We start from the raw sequence: 18991 nt of genomic DNA on the forward strand, positions 1-18991 counted from the left end.
TTCGTTATTGTTCGGATTACTCGGCCTTCTGCTCCGCCTCGGCAGCGGGAGCGGTTTCAGCGGCGGCGGGAGCAGCCTCGACGGCAACCGGCTCCTCGAAGGGGGTCTCCACGGCGGCCACGACCTCGGCAACGGCAGCCTCCTCGGCGTCCACCGTAGCCTTCACGGCCTTCTTGATGCGGGGCTTGCCCTCCTTCTTCACGGCGCCTTCGGCCTCGGCCTCCTGCGCCTCCTTCTCCTTCTCGAGCTTGCGCTCCTCCGAACCTTCGGCGATAGCGGCGCACATGGCCTCTACGACCACGGCGATCGACTTGGCGGCATCGTCATTTGCAGGTATAACGTAATCAATGTCGGTCGGATCACAACAAGTGTCTACCATGGCAAATACGGGGATGCTCAGCCGCTTGGCCTCCTTCACGGCGTTGGCCTCCTTCTGCACGTCCACGACGAACAGTGCGGCGGGAAGACGCGTCAGGTCGGCGATCGAACCGAGGTTCTTCTCGAGCTTCGCGCGCTGACGGGCGATCTGAAGCTTCTCGCGCTTGGAGAAATTATCGAAAGTGCCGTCGTTGGTCATCTTGTCGATGGTGGCCATCTTCTTGACGGCTTTACGTATGGTGGGGAAGTTTGTCAGCATGCCGCCGGCCCAGCGCTCGGTGACGTAGGGCATTCCGACGGCTGCCACCTTTTCGGCAACGATCTCCTTGGCCTGCTTCTTCGTGGCGACGAACAGCACGCGGCGGCCGCTCTTGGCGATCTGCTTGATGGCGGCGGCGGCCTCGTCGATCTTCAGCACGGTCTTGTGCAGGTCGATGATGTGGATGCCGTTCTTCTCCATGAAGATATACGGAGCCATTTTGGGGTTCCATTTGCGCTTCAGATGACCGAAGTGCGCACCGGCTTCCAGTAATGTATTAAAATCTGTACGTGACATTTCAATTCGTTTCGTTGGTTAATTTTAATTCTCTTTTCCTCAACCCTCCGGGTAGCAGCTTCGCTGGTCCCGATGGGTTTTCCGCGGCGCGGCAACCGGGCGGTAATACATATAATATAAATAGGTAGTCCTTCCGATTTGGAACCGACGCCGTGCTTGCCGAAATTTCCGGTCGTGCGTGCGGATTAACGCTTGCTGAACTGGAACTTGCGACGTGCTCCGGGCTGACCGGGCTTCTTACGCTCAACCTCGCGGGGATCGCGCGTGAGGAATCCGGCCTTCTTGAGCACCGGACGCATCTCGGCGTCGATCTCGCACAGTGCGCGTGCGATACCCAGACGAGCGGCTTCGGCCTGTCCCTTGATACCGCCTCCGTCGAGGTTGATCGTGATGTCGAAATTCTCGGCGGTGTTGGTGGCCAGCAGCGGCTGCTTCACCTGGAACTGGAGAATCTCGAGCGGGAAATAGGCTGCAAGCTCCTTGCGGTTGATTGTAATCTGACCCTTACCCGGCTTCACGAATACGCGAGCCACAGCGGCCTTACGACGACCTACGGTGTTTACAACTTCCATAACTCTTACTTAATCTCGTTTAACTTAATGGGCTTCGGGTTCTGGGCGGCGTGCGGATGCTCGGCGCCGGCGTAAACCTTCAGGTTCGTGAGCAGCTTGTCGCCCAGACGGGTCTTGGGGAGCATACCCTTTACGGCTTTCTCGATGAGGAAAGTCGGTTTCTTGGCCAGATAGTCGGCGGGGGTGGCGAAACGCTGGCCGCCCGGATATCCGGTGTGACGCGTGTAAACCTTATCGGTCATTTTGTTGCCCGTGAGCTTCACCTTCTCCGCGTTGATGACGATGACGTAGTCGCCGCAGTCCACGTGGGGCGTGTAGCTGGGCTTGTTCTTGCCTCGGAGGATCTTCGCGATCTGCGATGCAAGACGTCCCAATACCTCGTTCGTAGCGTCGATGACGACCCACTCCTTGGTCACCGTCGATGCATTGGCCGAGATAGTCTTGTAGCTTAATGAATCCACTGTGTTTTACGTTTAAATTTAACTTGTTGTAATCCTATCCCGCACATTGCGGGTGCGCAAAGGTACGAAAAATATTTCACACTACAAGCCAAGTCGCAGAAAATTACGACGCAAGGCCGAAAAACGGAACCGCCGGCACGCGCCATCGGGCACGCCCTCCGTCCGACGCCGCGGGATCGGAGGCCGGGGTCACCGGATTCCGGCCCGGAACGCCTTGGGCGACATCCCCGTATGACGCCGGAAGAACCGGGTCAGATAGGACTGGTCGGCGAATCCCAACTGCTCGGCGATCTCCGTCACCGAGAGGTGGGGATCGCTCAGCAGCACCTTGACCTCGGCCAGCCGCTGCTCGTCGATGAGCTGCTTGGGTGTCCTGCCGCCCTGACACTCGACGGTCACCTCGTAGAGGTAGCGCGGGGAGATGCACATCCGGTCGGCATAGAACGACACGGCGTGCTCGCGCGTGGCATATTCGCGGAGCAGGCCGACGAACTGGTGGCTCAACGCCTGTTTGCGGGTGTACTGCTGCGTGCCCCCGATCTTCTCCTGAATGGTGTTGAACACCCACATCAGGAGGCTCCGCAGGAAGTTGAGCTCCTGCTGCCGCCGGAACTGCGTGCCGCCCTCCGCGAAGAGCATCCGCGCCACGTCCATCCAGAGGAGAATCTCCCGCCAGGTCTTCTGGCTGCGCTCGTCCTGCGTATGGCGGTAGCCGGGATGTTCGTGCGTATAGTCCAGATAGGGGGAGTCGATCGGCAGCACGGCCTCCAGGAAGAGCTCGCGCGAGAAGGTCACCATCCGCACCCGGAAGTCGCCGCTCGCCTCCACCACCTGCATCAGCGAACCCTGCAGGAAGATCAGCTCCGACTGCTCCCCGATCCGGTAGTGCTGGATGCCCGTCGAGACGACGGCGCTCCCGCGGACGCAGACCAGATAGACACCGCAGCGGAAATGCACCGGGGCCCTCCTCAGGGCGGACAGATCGCCCTCTTCGTATCGTATGGCATCCGGCGGCCGGACGAAGGGTTCTTCCATCGTTTATGCTGTTTTTACCCCGCAAAAATAGCCATAATCCGCCGATTCGGGCGCATCAGTTCCTAAAATGAAATGTTTTCCGCAAATTAATGCACGGCGGATTTCCCGCCGATGCGGTACTTTTGCACCCCGGAAAACGACTGCGAACGATGAAACGGAAACACAATTCGGAACTATTCCTGCTGCTCTACCTGGGCATACTGAGCGCTTTCGGGCCTTTCGTCATGGACATGTACCTGCCGGCGTTTCCCGTGCTCACGGAGTTTTTCGGAGCCTCCTCGTCGATGGTGCAGTTGAGCCTGACCGCGAGCACGATCGGCCTGGCCGCGGGACAACTGTTCTTCGGCACGGTCAGCGACAAATACGGCCGGCGGCCGGCGCTGCTGACGGCGCTCGGGCTGTTCATGCTGGCCACGGGGGGCTGTCTGCTGGCCGGAACCATCCTCGACTTCATCGCCTTCCGGTTCATTCAGGGGCTGGCCGCGGCCGGAGGCATCGTCCTCTCGCGGTCGATCGCCACCGACCGCTACGCCATCGGCAAACTCGCGCGGATGCTGGCCCTCATAGGCGCCGTGAACGGCGTGGCCACGGTTCTGTCGCCCGTCGGCGGCGGCATCCTGTCGGAATACGGGGACGGGTGGCACGGCATCTTCTGGTTCCTGCTGCTCTTCGGAGGCATCCTGCTGCTCGGAACGTTCCGATTCCGCGAATCGCTCCCGAAACCGCGTCGGAAAGCGACCGGGTGGCGCGACGTGGGCCGCAACTTCCGGGAGGTGCTGCACAACCGCGCCTTCCTCTGCCATACCCTGCAATACGGCTTCGCCATGAGCGTGCTGTTCGTCAATCTGGCTTCGGCGCCGTTCATCATGCAGGAACACTACGGACTCACCCCGTCGCAGTTCAGCCTCTTCTTCGGGCTCAATGCGGTCGCCATGGCCGCCGCCTCGGCCGCAGTCGTCAGGTTCCCGACGATGGAGCAGGCCGTGCGGGCCGGCAATGCGGGAATGCTGCTGTTCTCCGCCCTGCTCTGCGTCGCATTCGGCATGCACGCACCGTTCTGGGCCTACGAGGCGCTGATCTTCGGCATCTGCGGAGCCATCGGAATCGTGTTCACCGCCTCGAACACGCTGGCCATGGACAGCGAACGGCAGAACGCGGGGGTCGCCTCCGCCCTGCTGGGAGCCTCGGCCTACGTCTTCGGCGGACTGGCCTCGCCGATGGTCGGAATCGGCGACCTGCTGACCTCCACGGCCGTCCTGTTCTTCGCCGGCTCCCTCTGCTCGAATCTCTGCCTGCCGGTTCTCTTCCACGGCTCGGCCTGCCGCCCTTCCTGCCGGTAGAACCCGCTCCCGGAAGGCCGGGCGCGGAATACCTATTCCGCCGCAAGGTCCGTCAGGTCACGCCGGCCTCTTTCCGGGCCGACACGCCGGCTCTTTTCCCGCGGAAACCGCGCAAATCCTTCCCTTCCTCCCCTTCTTCGGCCGCTGCGCGAAAACAGCCGGAACCGATACGCAGGGGCTTCCCGGGCCGGAGTCCCCACCTCTTTCCGACAGCCGGTCCCTCCGCAAAAAAATACGGCGCCGCAACCCGCAGGTTACGACGCCGTATGAAAAACAGGATCTTGCGAATGCCGCAATCCTATCCGAGGAACGAAAGCAGAATGCCCGCAGCCACGGCCGAGCCGACCACACCGGCCACGTTGGGTCCCATGGCATGCATGAGCAGGTAGTTGCCCGGATCTTCCTTCTGACCCTCCACCTGCGAAACGCGGGCGGCCATAGGCACGGCCGACACGCCGGCCGAACCGATCAGCGGGTTGATCTTGTTGCCCTCCTTCGAGAAAAGATTCATCAGCTTGGCGAGCAACACGCCGCCGGCCGTACCCAGTCCGAAGGCCACGACGCCCAGCACGAGGATACCCAGCGTGCGGAAGTTCAGGAACGCCTCGGCGGTGGCCGTAGCGCCCACCGTCAGACCGAGGAAGATCACCACGATGTTCATCAGCTCGTTCTGCACGGTCTTCGACAGACGGTCCACCACGCCGCACTCCTTCATCAGGTTGCCCAGCATGAGGCAGCCGATCAGCGGTGCGGCGCTCGGCAGCAACAACGCGATGATGACGGCGATGACGATCGGGAAGAGGATGCGTTCCAACTTCGACACGGGACGCAGCGTCCGCATCCGGATGGCACGCTCTTTCCTGGTGGTCAGCGCACGCATGATGGGCGGCTGGATCACCGGCACGAGAGCCATGTAGGAGTAGGCGGCCACGGCGATCGGGCCGAGCAGCTCGGGCGAAAGCATCGACGTCAGGTAGATGGCCGTCGGGCCGTCGGCGCCGCCGATGATACCGATCGAACCGGCCTGCGCGGGTGTGAAACCGAGGGCATAGGCGCCCAGGAACGTGGCGAAAATGCCGATCTGCGCGGCAGCGCCGAGCAGGAAGCTCTTGGGATTGGCGATCAGCGGACCGAAGTCGGTCATGGCCCCCACGCCCACGAAGATCAGACAGGGATAGATGCCGAGCTTCACGCCCAGATAGAGGTAGTCGAGCAGACCCGCATTGGCGACGAAGATGTCCCAATGCACGTGTCCGCCCTCGAAGAGTTCGGTGTGGTAGAGGTTCGCATCCGGAAGATTCGTGAGCAGCATGCCGAAAGCGATGGTGAAAAGCAGCAGCGGCTCGAACTTATGCCGGATGGCCAGATAGAGCAGGAAGAACGCGACGAGGATCATCGCCACGTTGCCCCAGCCCATTTCGGCGAAGAAGCCCGCGATGCCGGTGGAACCCGCGAAGTCGCGGAGGCTGTTCCACACGAAATCGGAGCCCGAGGTCAGCAGCGTACACATGGTTATTCGATGACGATTAAGTTATCACCCTCCATGACCGTGGCGCCCTGCTGCACGAGCACCTGCTTGACGACACCGGCGCGGTCCGCGTCGATGTTGTTCTCCATCTTCATCGCCTCGAGCACCACGAGCGTCTGTCCGCGCGAAACGGTGTCGCCCACGGCGACCTTGACCGACAGCACCGTGCCGGGCAGCGGGCACTTCACCGCATATCCCGCGCTGGGAGCCACGGCTGCCAGACGGGGCGAAGGAGCCGCCGTCGCGGGCGTGATCATCGCGCTGTTCGCGCCTTTGGCCGCGGGAGCGACCTGAGGCTTCTTCGAAGCGGCGGTCTGGGCCCCTCCGATCTCCACCTCGTAGGAGACGCCGTTGACGACGACATGGGCCAGCGTCGAGGCCTCATTGACGTCGTCGATCTGCACGTCGTAATTATGTCCGTTGATTTTCAAAGAGTAATCTTTCATTGTTTTAGCTATTTTCTGTCAGGCATCTGGGTTAAACCGTGAATTTTGGAATTCCAGGGCGAATAGGCGCGCTTGATGCTCAGGATGGTCAGCACCTCCGACTCCCGGTCGTGCAGCTCGCTGCGGAACATTTTGAGCGCCGTGGCGATCGCGGCGATCTCCTCGTCGTGCAACTGAGCCTGGGCGGCTTCCGGATTCTTGGCGTTGCGGCGCGAGAAAGCGGCTCCGAAGCCCTTCATCACCCACACCAGCAACAGCAGGACGAAGAAGACCAGGCAGATGCTGATGAGCGCCACCCACAGCATCTCCGACCAGCCCCAATCCATAACCGTTAATATTCTCATAGTCGTGCGGATTTATTACAGGGGAATGTTGGAATGCTTCTTGGGCGGGTTCTGCAGACGCTTGGTAGCCAGCGACTGCAACGCGCGGATGATGCGGAAACGCGTGTTGCGCGGTTCGATCACGTCGTCGATATAGCCGTAGCGGGCGGCGTTGTAGGGGTTCGAGAACTTGTCGTTGTACTCCTTCTCCTTCTCGGCCACGAACTTGGCGCGCTCCTCGGGCTTGTCGGCCAGCTCCTTGAGCTCCTTGCCGTAGAGCACCTCCACGGCGCCGCTGGCACCCATCACGGCGATCTCGGCCGTCGGCCATGCGTAGTTGATGTCGCCGCGGATATGCTTCGACGACATGACGATGTAGGCGCCTCCGTAAGCCTTGCGCAGCGTGACGGTGATCTTCGGAACCGTGGCCTCGCAGTAGGCGAACAGCAGCTTCGCGCCGTGCGTGATGACGCCGCCGTACTCCTGGGTCGTGCCCGGCAGGAAGCCCGGAACGTCCACCAGCGTCACGATCGGAATGTTGAACGCATCGCAGAAGCGCACGAAACGCGCCGCCTTGCGGCTGGCGTTGATGTCCAGCACGCCGGCCATGAATTTGGGCTGGTTGGCGATGATGCCCACCGACTGGCCGTTGAAGCGGGCGAAGCAGGTGATGATGTTCTTCGCATAGCCCGCGGCCGACTCCAGGTACTCGCCGTTATCGACGATCGCGCGAATCACCTCCGCCATGTCATAGGGTTTGTTGGCGCTGTCGGGGATGATCTCGTTGAGCGAATCCTCCAGCCGGTCGATGCGGTCCGTGCAGATGGCCAGCGGAGCGTCCTCCATGTTGTTCTGCGGCATGTAGGAGATGAGCTTCTTGATCAGTTCGATGCCCTCCTCCTCGGTATCGACGGCGAACTGCGCCACGCCCGACTTGGTGGTGTGCATCACGGCGCCGCCCAGTTGCTCCTGCGTCACGTCCTCGCCCGTGACGGTCTTGACGACCTTCGGACCCGTGAGGAACATATTCGAGGTCTCCTTCTTCATGATGATGAAGTCGGTCAGCGCGGGCGAATAGACCGCACCGCCGGCGCAGGGGCCGAAGATGGCCGAGATCTGCGGAATGACGCCCGACGACATCACGTTGCGCTGGAAAATGTTGGCATAGCCGGCCAGCGCATTGACACCCTCCTGGATACGCGCGCCGCCCGAGTCGTTCATGCCGATGCAGGGAGCGCCGTTGCGCAGGGCCATGTCCATGACCTTGCAGATCTTGTCGGACATCGACAGCGACAGCGAACCGGCCGTCACGGTGAAATCCTGTGCGAAGACATATACCAGACGTCCGCCGATCGTGCCGTAGCCGGTCACCACGCCGTCGCCGAAGGTGTGCTTCTTCTCCATGCCGAAATCGTAGCAGCGGTGCGTCACGAACATGTCGAACTCCTCGAACGAGCCTTCGTCCAGCAGCATCTGGATACGCTCGCGCGCCGTGTACTTGCCCTTTTCGTGTTGCTTGTCGATCGCCTTCTGACCGCCGCCCATGCGCGCCGTCTCGCGGTTCTCGATCAACTTGCTGATCTTGTCCTGAATATCGCTCATAATATGTGATGGATTATTTATTCTTGTTCTCGCAAAGTTCGGTCAGAATGCCCTGGGTCGATTTCGGGTGCAGGAAGGCGATGGTCATGCCCTCGGCGCCCTTGCGCGGCGTCTTGTCGATCAGACGGATGCCCTTGGCCTCGGCGTCGGCGAGCTGCTCCTCGATATTCTCGCAGGCGAGGGCCATGTGGTGGATGCCGATGCCGCGGTTCTCGATATACTTGGCGATCGTCGAATCCTCCGACGTGGGCTCCAGCAGCTCGATCTTCGTCTGGCCCAGCATGAAGAAGGCCGTGCGCACCTTCTGGTCGGCGACCTCCTCGATCGCATAGCACTTCAGGCCCAATACGTTCTCCCAGTAGGGAATGGCTTCATCCAGGCTCTTTACAGCGATGCCGAGATGCTCGATATGAGAAACTTTCATAACAAAAATGATTTAAGTTAAAAGACTGTTATTTCCGGATCAATGCGTCGTAATTTTTTTGCGCACACAAAGATAGAAGAATTCTTCGGGATTCGCCAAAATTCGACCGACTTTTTTTGGCGATTCCTTCGCCCCGAAATTCGCGGAAAATGTCCGGAAAGGCGACACCGGGGGCGGAAGCGGCGGCACGCAGATGCCCCCTCCGGCGGCGGGTCGGGAACGCACGGAGCAAATCGGAGCGGAAATTTGCGGACGATCCCGAAAAAAATCGCTATCTTTCGGCGTCGGACGCCCCGCGGGACGGGGAGCGACCGGAGGAAGCGGACGGGAAACGGAAAGGGAACACGCAGCCGGCCGACAAGGGAAACACACGGAAAACGATATGAAAAGCCTATGTCATTCACGAAGATAAACCACTACGAAAAGGAGTATGCGGACACGCACCACGACACGGCGCTCAACGTCTCGGAAGGCGTCGGGGACCAGCCGATCGTAAGCCCCTACTTCACGCGGCGCCGCAAGCGCGCGCTCTCGACCGACGAGTACGTCGAGGGCATCCTCGCGGGCAACATCACCACCCTCTCGCAGGCCATCACGCTCGTCGAGTCGGCCAATCCGGCCCACTACGCCCAGGCGCAGGAGATCATCGAGCGCTGCCTGCCCCACGCCGGGCATTCGGTGCGCATCGGCATCACGGGCGTCCCGGGAGCCGGCAAATCGACCTTCATCGAGGCCGTGGGCAACATGGTCACCTCGCTGCGCCACAAGCTCGCGGTGCTGGCCATCGACCCCTCGTCGGAGCGCAGCGGAGGCTCGATCCTCGGCGACAAGACCCGCATGGAGAGCATCTGTCACAACCCCGACGTCTTCATCCGCCCCTCGCCCTCGGCCGGATCGCTCGGCGGCGTGGCGCGCAAGACGCGCGAGACGATCGTGCTGTGCGAAGCCGCCGGCTTCGACGTCATCTTCATCGAGACGGTGGGCGTCGGACAGTCCGAGACGGCCGTGCATTCGATGGTGGACATGTTCATGCTGCTGCAGATCTCCGGCGCCGGAGACGAATTGCAGGGCATCAAGCGCGGCATCATGGAGATGGCCGACACGATGGTCATCACGAAGGCCGACGGCGAGAACGTCCGCAAGGCCGAGCTGGCCCGCACGCAGTTCCAGGGAGCGCTGCGGCTTTTCCCGCTGCCCGAATCGGGCTGGCGGCCCAAGGTCTATACCTGTTCGGCCGTGGCCGGAACGGGTCTCGAGGAGGTCTGGAAAGGCGTGGAGGAGTTTCTCGACCACATTCACGCCAACGGTTATTTCCAGCACAACCGCAACCGGCAGAACAAGTACTGGATGTACGAGACGATCAACGAAGCGCTGCGCGGCAGTTTCTACCGCGATCCGGCCGTCGAGGCCCGTATCGGGGAGTACGAGAAACGGGTGCTCGAGGACCGCATTTCGTCGTTCGTCGCCGCCAAGGAGCTGCTGGAACTCTACTTCAAGGAGCTGAAATAAAGGCATTCGCCCGACGAGGGAAACCCCGTCCGCCGAAAGAAGCGGCAGACGGGGTTTTCCGTGCATGTCCGCACGCACGGCGGCCCGCTACGCATCCCAGTTCTGCCTGAGTGTCGGCAGGCGCAGCCCGAAGCGCACGGCGACGATCCGCACGGCGATCACGCTCAGCGCCGTGACGATCTGGAGCGTGGCCCCCGAAAGTCCCGCCGCCAGACCGCCGCCGTAAACCAGTCCGCCGAACACGCAGGCCAGCGCATAGATCTCCTTGCGGAAAATCAGCGGCTCCTCGTTGATGAGAATGTCGCGCAGCACGCCGCCCGCAGCGCCCGTAATCGTGCCCATGATGACCGCCACCCAGAGCGGGAATCCGGCGCCGAGCGTCTTCTCGACGCCGACGACCGTGAACAGCCCCAGACCGATGGCGTCGAAAATGAAGAAGGTGTTGTTGAGCCGGATCAGGTAACGGCCGTACACGACCACGATGCCCAGCGCGAAAGCCGTGACCACGAGGTAGGAGCTGTCGAGCATCCAGAACGGGGTCAGCGAAAGCATCAGATCGCGCAGCGTACCGCCCCCGATGGCCGTGGTGAACCCCACGACATAGGCCCCGAACCAGTCGAAGCGCTTGGCCGAAGCCAGCCGGATACCGCTGATGGCGAAGGCCAGCGTACCCAGGATTTCGATAAATGTGAAGAGTGTCATCGTCGGTTCCTCCGAAGCGGAAATTCCGCCCGCCCGGAGGGCTGCAAAGATAGCGCAAAATTCGACAATATCCATCCCACGGCCGCGAATCGCACCCGCGGGAGCATCCGCCGATCCGCCCCGTCCGCGGAACTGCCATCCGCAAGGTCCGCGGAGGCCTCCGCACGGCCCGGACCGCGCAGACTACCCGCGCATGCCGCGCAGCAGCTCCCCGACCAGCTCGGGAACGCCCTCGGCCGCCCGCTTGCGGATGACGGTGAGCGGATTGCGGATGCCCGCCGTGTCGGGACGGCCGGGATCGACGAGCCAGATCGGCGCCGCAGGCGGCAGGCAACGCACCAGCGAGGCCGCAGGATAGACCGCCAGCGACGTGCCGACGACGATCATCGCGTCGGCCGACGCGGCGATCCGGGCCGCACGTTCGAACATCGGGACCGCCTCGCCGAAGAAGACGATATGCGGCCGCAGCAGCGCCCCGTCCGGCGCCGTGGCGTCGAGCGGCTGCTCCCAGCCGTCGAGGGGCACGACGAGTTCGGGATCGCGCGACGAACGGAGCTTGCGCAGCTCGCCGTGCAGGTGCGTCACGCGCGTCGATCCGGCCCGCTCGTGCAGGTCATCGACGTTCTGCGTCACCACCTCGACCTCGCAGGCCCGCTCCAGCCGCGCGATGGCCTCGTGCGCGGCGTTCGGCCGGGCGGCGAGCATCTCGCGGCGGCGCTCGTTGTAAAACCCGACCACCAGCGCACGGTTGCGGGCCAGCGCCTCGGGCGTGCAGACCTCCTCGATCCGGTAATCGGCCCAGAGCCCGTCCGCATCGCGGAAGGTCGCAAGGCCGCTGTCGGCGCTCACTCCGGCGCCGGTAAAAACGACGATTTTCTTCATATCCAGCACTTTCCGCCGTCCGGCCGCGCCGCATTCCTCCGCGCCGCGGCCGGGCGGCCTGACAAAACTACCCTCTTTGCGGGAGAATCGCAAGCCTCCGGGGCAAAACTTTTCCCCGCCGGACGCGCATGGCATAGTTCGTGCAACGACGGGAACGGCAATACGAACCAAAAAAATCTTTTACGGTATGAATCAACAAAGACATCCCCGCGAGGACACCCTGACCGACATCTTCGGCACGCAGGAAATGCGCTGTCCCGCACCCACGGAATTTATTCCCAAAGGCAAGACGGCCCCCGAAGTGGCCTACCAACTGGTCAAGGACGAGACCTACCCGCAGACGCAGCCGCGCCTGAACCTGGCCACCTTCGTGACGACCTACATGGACGACTACGCCACGCGTCTGATGAACGAGGCGATCAACGTCAATTACATCGACGAGACGGAGTATCCGCGCGTGGCCGTCATGTGCGGCCGCTGCCTGAACATCATCGCCAACCTGTGGAATTCGCCCGAGAAGGCCGAATGGAAGACCGGCGCGCTGGGAATCGGCTCCTCGGAGGCGTGCATGCTGGGCGGCGTGGCCGCATGGCTGCGCTGGAGAGCCCGCCGCAAGGCCGCCGGAAAACCCTTCGACAAGCCGAACCTGGTGATGAGCTCGGCGTTCCAGGTCGTCTGGGAGAAGTTCTGCCAGCTCTGGCAGATCGAGCTGCGCACCGTGCCCCTCGACGAACAGCACCCCACGCTCGACATCGACGCCGCGCTGAAGGCGTGCGACGAGAACACCATCTGCATCGTGCCGATCGCCGGCGTGACGTGGACCGGACTCGACGACGACATCGAGGCGCTCGACAAGGCCCTCGACGCCTACAACGCCCGGACCGGCTACGAAATTCCGATCCACGTGGACGCGGCTTCGGGCGGATTCATCCTGCCGTTCCTCAAGCCCGAGAAGCGATGGGACTTCCGGCTGCGGTGGGTGCTGTCGATCTCCACGTCGGGCCACAAGTACGGGCTGGTCTATCCGGGTCTGGGCTGGGTCGTCTGGAAGGACAAGAAGTACCTGCCCGACGAAATGTCGTTCTCGGTCAATTACCTCGGCGCCAACATCACGCAGGTCGGCCTGAACTTCTCGCGTCCGGCGGCTCAGATTCTCGGCCAGTACTACAACTTCATCCGGCTGGGATTCGAGGGCTACAAGGAGATCCAGCAGAACTCGATGGACATAGCCGCCTACTGCCACCGTGCCATCGGCGAGATGACCTGCTTCCGGAATTTCGCCAAAGAGGTGGTCAATCCGCTCTTCATCTGGTCGATGGACCCGGCCTACGAGAAAACGGCCAAATGGACGCTCTTCGACTTGCAGGCCAAACTGCAACAGAGCGGCTGGATGGTCCCCGCCTACACGATGCCCGCGAACATCGAACAACTGATCGTCATGCGCATCGTGGTGCGGCAGGGCATGTCGCGCGACATGGCCGACATGCTCATGGGCGACATCCGCAACGCCGTGGAGGAGTTCGAGAAGCTCCGTTACCCCACGCAGTCGCGCCTCCTGTTCGAGAAAAACGAGAAACAGAAGGGCAAGGTTTACACGCACTGACGCGGCCCGCACAGCCCGCACGCCCCGGTGCGCGGGTGCAGCCTCCGCGCCGCCCCGGCGGGCGTCTTCCCGCGGCCGGCATCGCCGGAACGCCACGCGGCACGCGCCTCTCCCGGGCGGCAGCGCCCCGGACGGTCTTCGCTTCCTTTCGGAAACGGAGGCCGTCTCCGTTTTCCGCTCCGGACGAATCGGCCCCGTTTCCGGACGAAACAGACAAGCGGCCAGGACCGGAGGACTTGCCCGGACCGGAAAAAAACACTACCTTTACCGTGTTTATCCGCCGGGAATACCCGGGCCGCCTATGAAAGAGAGTTTCGACATTTTCCTTATCGTCATGGCCGTCGCGGCGCTCGGGGTGTTCGTGGCGCTGCACTTCTTCGAAGCCGGCTACGGCTACCTGTTCGACCGCCGCTACGGACCACCCGTCCCGAACCGCATCGGATGGGTGGTGATGGAATCCCCGGTATTCATCCTCATGTGCGTGCTCTGGGCCTGCTCCGACCGCATGTGGCAGGCCGGACCGCTCGCGCTGTTCGCCCTCTTCCAGACGCACTACCTCCAGCGGGCCTTCATCTTCCCGCTGCTCATCCGCGGGAAGTCGAAAATGCCGCTCGGCATCGTCCTCATGGGTATGGTCTTCAACACGCTCAACGCCCTGATGCAGGGCGGCTGGATCTTCTACGTCTCCCCGGCGGACTACTACGCCGGGTGGTTCTCGCAGCCCTTCATCTACGCCGGCGGCGCGCTGTTCCTCGCCGGGATGGCCGTGAACATCCATTCGGACAGCATCATCCGCCGCCTCCGCCGCCCCGGCGACACGAGGCACTACATTCCCCGCGGCGGCATGTTCCGCTACGTCTCGTCGGCCAACTACTTCGGCGAGCTGCTCGAATGGACCGGCTTCGCCGTCGCCTCGTGGTCGTGGTCCGGGGCGGTCTTCGCCTGGTGGACCTTCGCCAACCTCGCGCCCCGCGCCGCCTCGCTGCGCCGCCGCTACGAACAGGAGTTCGGCGAGGAGTTCACCTCGCTCCGCAGGAAGCGCATCATACCCTTTATCTATTAACCCATGTCCGCACTTTTCACCCCTTACCAACTGGGCCCCGTGACGCTGCGCAACCGCACGATCCGTTCGGCGGCCTTCGAGTCGATGGGCCGGGCGTTCGGTCCCACCGAACAGCTCAAGGAGTACCACGTCGCGGTGGCCCGCGGCGGCATCGGCATGACGACGCTGGCCTATGCCGCCGTCTCGCGCAGCGGCCTCTCGTTCGACAAACAGCTCTGGCTGCGCCCGGCCATCGTGCCGGGGCTGCGCGACATCACCGACGCCGTCCACCGCGAAGGAGCCGCCGCGGCCATCCAGATCGGCCACTGCGGCAACATGACCCACTACTCCACCGCCGGACAGATTCCGATCGGCGCCTCGTCGGGTTTCAACCTGTACGCCTACACCCCGGTGCGGGGCATGCGGCGGAGCGAGATCGCAGAGGTGGCGCGCGACTTCGGCCGCGCCGTCCGCACGGCCCGCGACGCCGGGTTCGACTCGGTGGAGGTGCACGCCGGGCACGGCTACCTCATTTCGCAGTTCCTCTCGCCCTACACCAACCGCCGCCGCGACGAATACGGCGGATCGCTCGAAAACCGGATGCGCTTCATGCGCATGTGTCTGGAGGAAGCCGTCGGGGCGGCCCGGTCCTGCGGCATGGCCGTCACCGTCAAACACAACATGTACGACGGATTCCGGGGCGGAATCGAAATTCCCGAGAGCCTCGAAATCGCCCGCGAGATCGAACGCTTCGGCGTGGACGGCATCGTGCTCTCAGGCGGATTCGTTTCGAAGGCCCCGATGGCCGTCATGCGGGGGCTGATCCCGATTTACACGATGAGCTATTACTCGCCGTGGTGGCTCCGCTACTTCATCCGCTGGTGCGGCCCGTGGATGATCCGGCAATACCCGTTCGAGGAGTGCTACTTCCTGGAGGACGCCAAAAAGTTCCGCGCGGCGCTCAAATGCCCGCTCATCTACGTCGGAGGGCTCGTGAGCCGCGAAGGGATCGACCGCGCGCTCGACGCCGGGTTCGAGCTGGTGCAGATGGCCCGCGCGCTGGTGAACGACCCGGCCTTCGTGGAGAAGCTCCGCACGGGCGACGCCTCGACGCGCAGCGCCTGCGACCACCGCAACTACTGCATCGCCCGCATGTATTCCGTGGACATGAAGTGCTGCAAGCACTGCCCCGACCTGCCGCGGAAGATCGTCGAAGAACTCGAACGCCTGCCATGAACGCCCGACGCAACGACACGCGCCGGCGGCGCGGAGAGGTCGCGCCCGGCAGCGCCTGGGCCCTCGTGACGGGCGCCGGATCGGGCATCGGCCGCTGCTATGCCCTGCGGCTGGCGGCGGCTGGCTACGACCTCGTGCTGGCGGGCGACCGCCGCGAACCGCTGGAGGCCGTCCGGCGGGAGATCGGAACCACCGTCCGTGCCGCCGCCGAGGTCCGCATCGCGGAGATCGACCTGGCCCGGACCGGAGCCGCCGAAGAGCTGCACGCATTCACCGAGCGGGAGGGAATCGCCGTTGACGTGCTCATCAACAACGCCGGAATCTTCTCGTTCCTCGACATCCTCCGCACGCCCGCCGAGCGCATCGAGCGGATCATCCTCCTGCACGACCTGACGAACACGCAGCTCTGCCGCCTCTACGCCGCCGACATGGCACGCCGCGGGCGGGGCGGGCACATCCTCAACATGTCCTCCTATTCGCTGTGGATGCCCTTCCCCGGGCTGTCGCTCTACAGCGCTTCGAAAGCCTACCTGCGCGCCTTCTCCGTGGCCTTCGCCAAGGAGGTCCGCGACGAAGGCATCCGCGTCACGGCGGTCTGCCCCGCAGGCGTGGCCACCGACCTCTACGGACTGACACCCCGCTGGCAGCGCATCGGGCTCCGGCTCGGAGTGCTGATCTCGGCCGACTCCTGCGCCCGGCGGGGACTGCGCGCCCTGTGGCGGGGCCGCCGCACGATCGTCCCCGACTGGTGGAACCGCATCTGGATTCCCCTCTGCAAACTCCTGCCCATGTGGGCGATCCGTCCGCTGCGGCGTTTCACGATGCGGTTCCAGAGGTAGCCCGGACCGGCACGGCCCCGCCCGAAGGCCACACCTCCGGCCTGTCCTCCACCCGTCCGGCCGACGCCCCGCAATGTCCGATCGACACCTCGCCTCCCCGTATATGCGGCAGGTGTTCCCTTCCGTATCACGACAGACGCCTCCCGCACCGCTTTCCGCATGCGCCCCCGCCGGAAAAATGCGTCCTGCGCAGGCAGAATACCGTCCGCACTGAAAGACCGGAGCGCCGGAACGCAAAATTTCGTATCTTTGTGCCGCCGGACCCGACCGCTCCGGCTCCGGAAACCATGGAAAAGATCAAAAACGTAGTATTCGACCTCGGGGGCGTCCTCGTGGACCTCGACCTGAATCGCTGCATCGCGGCGTTCCGCACGCTCGGCATGGACGCCGTGGCGGAACTCATCAACCCCTACTACCCCGCCGAGATGATCGGCCGCCTCGAACACGGCGACATCACCTTCCACGAGGCGTGCGAGGAGATGCGTCGCCTCTCGGGTACGCCCGACATCCCGGACGAACGGATCGCGTGGGCCTACGGGGAGTTTCTGGTGACGATCCCCGTCGCGAAACTCCGCCAGATCGAGGCGCTCCGCCGCCGGGGTATCCGGACCTACGTGCTCTCGAACAACAACCCGGCCTCGATGGAGTTCGTCCGGCGCATGTTCACGGCCGACGGGCACGACATGGAGTACTATTTCGACGCCGTTTACCTCTCCTACCGGATGCACGAGCTGAAGCCCTCCGAGGCGATTTTCCGGAAAATGATCGCCGCGAGCGGTCTGGAACCCGCCGAAACGCTCTTCATCGACGACGGCAGCAGGAACGTCGATACGGCACAGGCGCTCGGCTTCTCGATCTACATGCCCGCCCCGCAGGAGGACTTCGGCCACCTGCTCGAATCGGTGGGACGAAGCTGAACCGGCACGTCCCGCCGCCCGCCGCACCGCATGAAACACGGAAAAAGCCTTTCAGATTTCTGAAAGGCTTTTCCGTAAAGTCGGGGTAACAGGATTCGAACCTGTGACCCCCTGCTCCCAAAGCAGGTGCGCTAACCGGACTGCGCTACACCCCGAATCGTCCGGGCGGCATCCGCGGCGGCATACCGGAATATCCGCCCCGGGCCCGATGCCCGGCAAATAAAAAAAGCAGACCCCCTGCGGGCGGTCTGCCGATTTGTCGGGGAGACTGGATTCGAACCAGCGACCTCCAACTCCCGAAGCTGGCGCGCTAACCGGACTGCGCTACACCCCGAACAAACGCCCTTATCGTTTTAAGAGCGCACAAAGATAAGCCTAAAATCCGAAAAGACAAAATAAATTCGCAAAAAAATAGCTTTTCGTCTCTCTCCGCCGGCAAGCGGTCCGGCAAAACCGCCGCGGCGCGGCGCGCCCGGATCGGAAAGGCCGGAGGCGGATCGGACGACGGCTCAGCGGGCATTCACAACCGGTTGTAATGGCAGCAGAGCAATTCGCCGTCGTCGTCGCGCAGATGCATCCCGCCGCCCCGGCAGAAGCGGAAAACCCCGCAGCCGGCACACACGCCGCGGCGCATCCACTCCCGGTCGCGGAAGCGTTCGAAACGCGACTGCCACACCTCCCAGAAGCGGTCGCGGTAGATATTGCCCTGATGGAAATTCGCACGGATCGACGTGCAGCCCGAAATCGAGCCGTCCACCCGCACCGAAGCCACGGAGACCCCGGCGGCGCATTGGTAGAAATAGTCGCGCACCTCCGCCTCGTACCCTCCCAGAAAGCCCTCGCAGGCATAGCTGGCGTCGATGCGCCCTTCGCGGCGCGTACGGCGGATGAAGTCGAGCAGCGTGCGGAAACCGGCATCGGTCAGGCGGAGCGTTCCGTCGCCTTTGGCGCGTCCCGCAGGGAAGATCGAGAAGAGCCGCCAATGGCGCACCCCCTCGGCGACGAGCCGGTCGCGGAAGGCTTCGAGCTGCGGGACGAGCGGTTCCGTGACGCAGGTCACGACATCAAAAGCCAACTCCGGCTCGCGCACGATATGCCGCACGGCGTCCATCGCCCGGGCGAAACTCGCCGGATTGCGCCGGATGCGGTTGTGTTCCCGCTCGAATCCGTCGAGGCTCACCGAAATCGTCCGCAACCCGGCACGAATCAGACCGTGCAGCCGTTCCGGCGTCAGCGCCAGGCCGTTGGTCACCATCCCCCACGGGTAGCCGCGGCGGGCGATCTCCGAACCGATCCGTTCCAGATCGTCGCGCACGAGCACCTCGCCGCCCGAGAGGATGACGAGCACCCCGGCGGGATCGACGTGCGGCGTCACCTCCTCGTCCAGCACCCGCAGGAAATCCTCCGCCGGCATGTCCTTCACGCCGGGATCCGTGCGGCAGTCGCTCCCGCAATGCCTGCATGCGAGGTTGCACCGCAGCGTACACTCCCAGAAGAGCGTATCGAGACGGTGTTCGCGCACCTTGTCCGCATAGAGACCGGAGAAGAGTTCGAGGGCCAGCCGTTTACGCGGCCCGATACGGCGTCCGGGCATCG

General features: G+C 63.3%; 19 protein-coding genes and 2 tRNA genes. 7 read left to right on the forward strand and 14 right to left on the reverse strand.

Features of this window, described 5'->3' with window-relative positions; translation table 11 throughout:
* Positions 1–16 precede the first annotated feature (16 nt).
* The 4 genes from rpsB to KB554_RS01915 form a co-directional block, all read right to left on the reverse strand.
* Positions 17–934: a 30S ribosomal protein S2 gene (gene rpsB / locus KB554_RS01900; protein ID WP_141429577.1), complete on the reverse strand. Its 918-nt coding sequence runs from the start codon at positions 932–934 to the stop codon at positions 17–19.
* A gap of 185 nt (positions 935–1119) precedes the next feature.
* Complete coding sequence (rpsI, locus tag KB554_RS01905) at positions 1120–1506, reverse strand: 30S ribosomal protein S9 (RefSeq protein WP_141429576.1); 387 nt, start codon at positions 1504–1506, stop codon at positions 1120–1122.
* 5 nt (positions 1507–1511) lie between these two features.
* The gene (gene rplM / locus KB554_RS01910; protein WP_141429575.1) at positions 1512–1967 is read right to left on the reverse strand and encodes a 50S ribosomal protein L13; all 456 of its coding nucleotides are present in this window, start codon (positions 1965–1967) and stop codon (positions 1512–1514) included.
* A gap of 189 nt (positions 1968–2156) precedes the next feature.
* Positions 2157–3002 (reverse strand): helix-turn-helix domain-containing protein, encoded by an 846-nt coding sequence (locus KB554_RS01915; protein ID WP_211034809.1) that lies wholly within the window; start codon positions 3000–3002, stop codon positions 2157–2159.
* Between the two features lie 149 nt (positions 3003–3151).
* Between KB554_RS01915 and KB554_RS01920 the strand changes: the two genes are divergently transcribed.
* Entirely contained in the window at positions 3152–4342 is a 1191-nt protein-coding gene (locus KB554_RS01920; protein ID WP_211034810.1) for a multidrug effflux MFS transporter, read from the forward strand.
* A gap of 298 nt (positions 4343–4640) precedes the next feature.
* Here KB554_RS01920 and KB554_RS01925 read toward each other — a convergent pair whose 3' ends face one another.
* The 5 genes from KB554_RS01925 to mce all read right to left on the reverse strand — a co-directional run bounded on the left by KB554_RS01925 (position 4641) and on the right by mce (position 8665).
* A complete protein-coding gene (locus KB554_RS01925; protein ID WP_162502099.1) occupies positions 4641–5759 on the reverse strand; it encodes a sodium ion-translocating decarboxylase subunit beta in 1119 nt (372 codons plus the stop codon).
* A 95-nt stretch (positions 5760–5854) separates the two neighbouring features.
* The gene (locus KB554_RS01930) at positions 5855–6316 is read right to left on the reverse strand and encodes a biotin/lipoyl-containing protein (protein WP_141429571.1); all 462 of its coding nucleotides are present in this window, start codon (positions 6314–6316) and stop codon (positions 5855–5857) included.
* Positions 6317–6324: 8 nt separating this feature from the next.
* Complete coding sequence (locus tag KB554_RS01935) at positions 6325–6660, reverse strand: hypothetical protein (RefSeq protein WP_232522873.1); 336 nt, start codon at positions 6658–6660, stop codon at positions 6325–6327.
* A gap of 15 nt (positions 6661–6675) precedes the next feature.
* Positions 6676–8241 carry an acyl-CoA carboxylase subunit beta gene (locus KB554_RS01940; RefSeq protein WP_141429570.1) on the reverse strand — a complete coding sequence of 522 codons (1566 nt, stop codon included), beginning with the start codon at positions 8239–8241 and terminating at the stop codon, positions 6676–6678.
* A gap of 13 nt (positions 8242–8254) precedes the next feature.
* Complete coding sequence (gene mce, locus KB554_RS01945) at positions 8255–8665, reverse strand: methylmalonyl-CoA epimerase (RefSeq protein WP_022309181.1); 411 nt, start codon at positions 8663–8665, stop codon at positions 8255–8257.
* Positions 8666–9058: 393 nt separating this feature from the next.
* Here mce and meaB point away from each other — a divergent pair, with 393 nt between their 5' ends.
* A complete protein-coding gene (meaB, locus tag KB554_RS01950; protein WP_211034811.1) occupies positions 9059–10174 on the forward strand; it encodes a methylmalonyl Co-A mutase-associated GTPase MeaB in 1116 nt (371 codons plus the stop codon).
* Positions 10175–10261: 87 nt separating this feature from the next.
* On the opposite strand, the gene KB554_RS01955 is transcribed toward meaB, so the two are convergent.
* Positions 10262–10876 (reverse strand): trimeric intracellular cation channel family protein, encoded by a 615-nt coding sequence (locus KB554_RS01955; protein WP_141429568.1) that lies wholly within the window; start codon positions 10874–10876, stop codon positions 10262–10264.
* 183 nt (positions 10877–11059) lie between these two features.
* A complete protein-coding gene (locus KB554_RS01960) occupies positions 11060–11758 on the reverse strand; it encodes a Sir2 family NAD-dependent protein deacetylase (RefSeq protein ID WP_141429567.1) in 699 nt (232 codons plus the stop codon).
* A 187-nt stretch (positions 11759–11945) separates the two neighbouring features.
* On the opposite strand from KB554_RS01960, the gene KB554_RS01965 reads away from it, so the two are divergent.
* From KB554_RS01965 to KB554_RS01985, 5 genes are all read left to right on the forward strand, one after another.
* Positions 11946–13361 carry a glutamate decarboxylase gene (locus tag KB554_RS01965; protein WP_141429566.1) on the forward strand — a complete coding sequence of 472 codons (1416 nt, stop codon included), beginning with the start codon at positions 11946–11948 and terminating at the stop codon, positions 13359–13361.
* A gap of 301 nt (positions 13362–13662) precedes the next feature.
* Positions 13663–14424 carry a DUF1295 domain-containing protein gene (locus tag KB554_RS01970; RefSeq protein ID WP_211034812.1) on the forward strand — a complete coding sequence of 254 codons (762 nt, stop codon included), beginning with the start codon at positions 13663–13665 and terminating at the stop codon, positions 14422–14424.
* A gap of 3 nt (positions 14425–14427) precedes the next feature.
* Positions 14428–15639 (forward strand): NADH:flavin oxidoreductase, encoded by a 1212-nt coding sequence (locus KB554_RS01975; RefSeq protein WP_211034813.1) that lies wholly within the window; start codon positions 14428–14430, stop codon positions 15637–15639.
* Positions 15636–16478, forward strand: a complete 843-nt coding sequence (locus KB554_RS01980) for an SDR family NAD(P)-dependent oxidoreductase (protein ID WP_211034814.1) — start codon at positions 15636–15638, stop codon at positions 16476–16478. The genes KB554_RS01975 and KB554_RS01980 overlap by 4 nt, the downstream gene beginning before the upstream one ends.
* A 287-nt stretch (positions 16479–16765) precedes the next feature.
* On the forward strand, positions 16766–17395 hold the full coding sequence (locus tag KB554_RS01985) for an HAD family phosphatase (protein ID WP_211034815.1): 630 nt from the start codon (positions 16766–16768) through the stop codon (positions 17393–17395).
* Between the two features lie 80 nt (positions 17396–17475).
* On the opposite strand, the gene KB554_RS01990 is transcribed toward KB554_RS01985, so the two are convergent.
* From KB554_RS01990 to KB554_RS02000, 3 genes are all read right to left on the reverse strand, one after another.
* A tRNA-Pro gene (locus tag KB554_RS01990) sits at positions 17476–17550 on the reverse strand.
* Between the two features lie 104 nt (positions 17551–17654).
* Positions 17655–17729, reverse strand: a tRNA-Pro gene (locus tag KB554_RS01995).
* Between the two features lie 186 nt (positions 17730–17915).
* Positions 17916–18989, reverse strand: a complete 1074-nt coding sequence (locus KB554_RS02000; RefSeq protein ID WP_211034958.1) for a TIGR04133 family radical SAM/SPASM protein — start codon at positions 18987–18989, stop codon at positions 17916–17918.
* Positions 18990–18991 lie beyond the last annotated feature (2 nt).

The sequence above is a fragment of the Alistipes sp. Marseille-P2263 genome (genome assembly GCF_018101075.1).
GTDB classification, from domain to species: Bacteria; Bacteroidota; Bacteroidia; order Bacteroidales; family Rikenellaceae; genus Alistipes; species Alistipes dispar.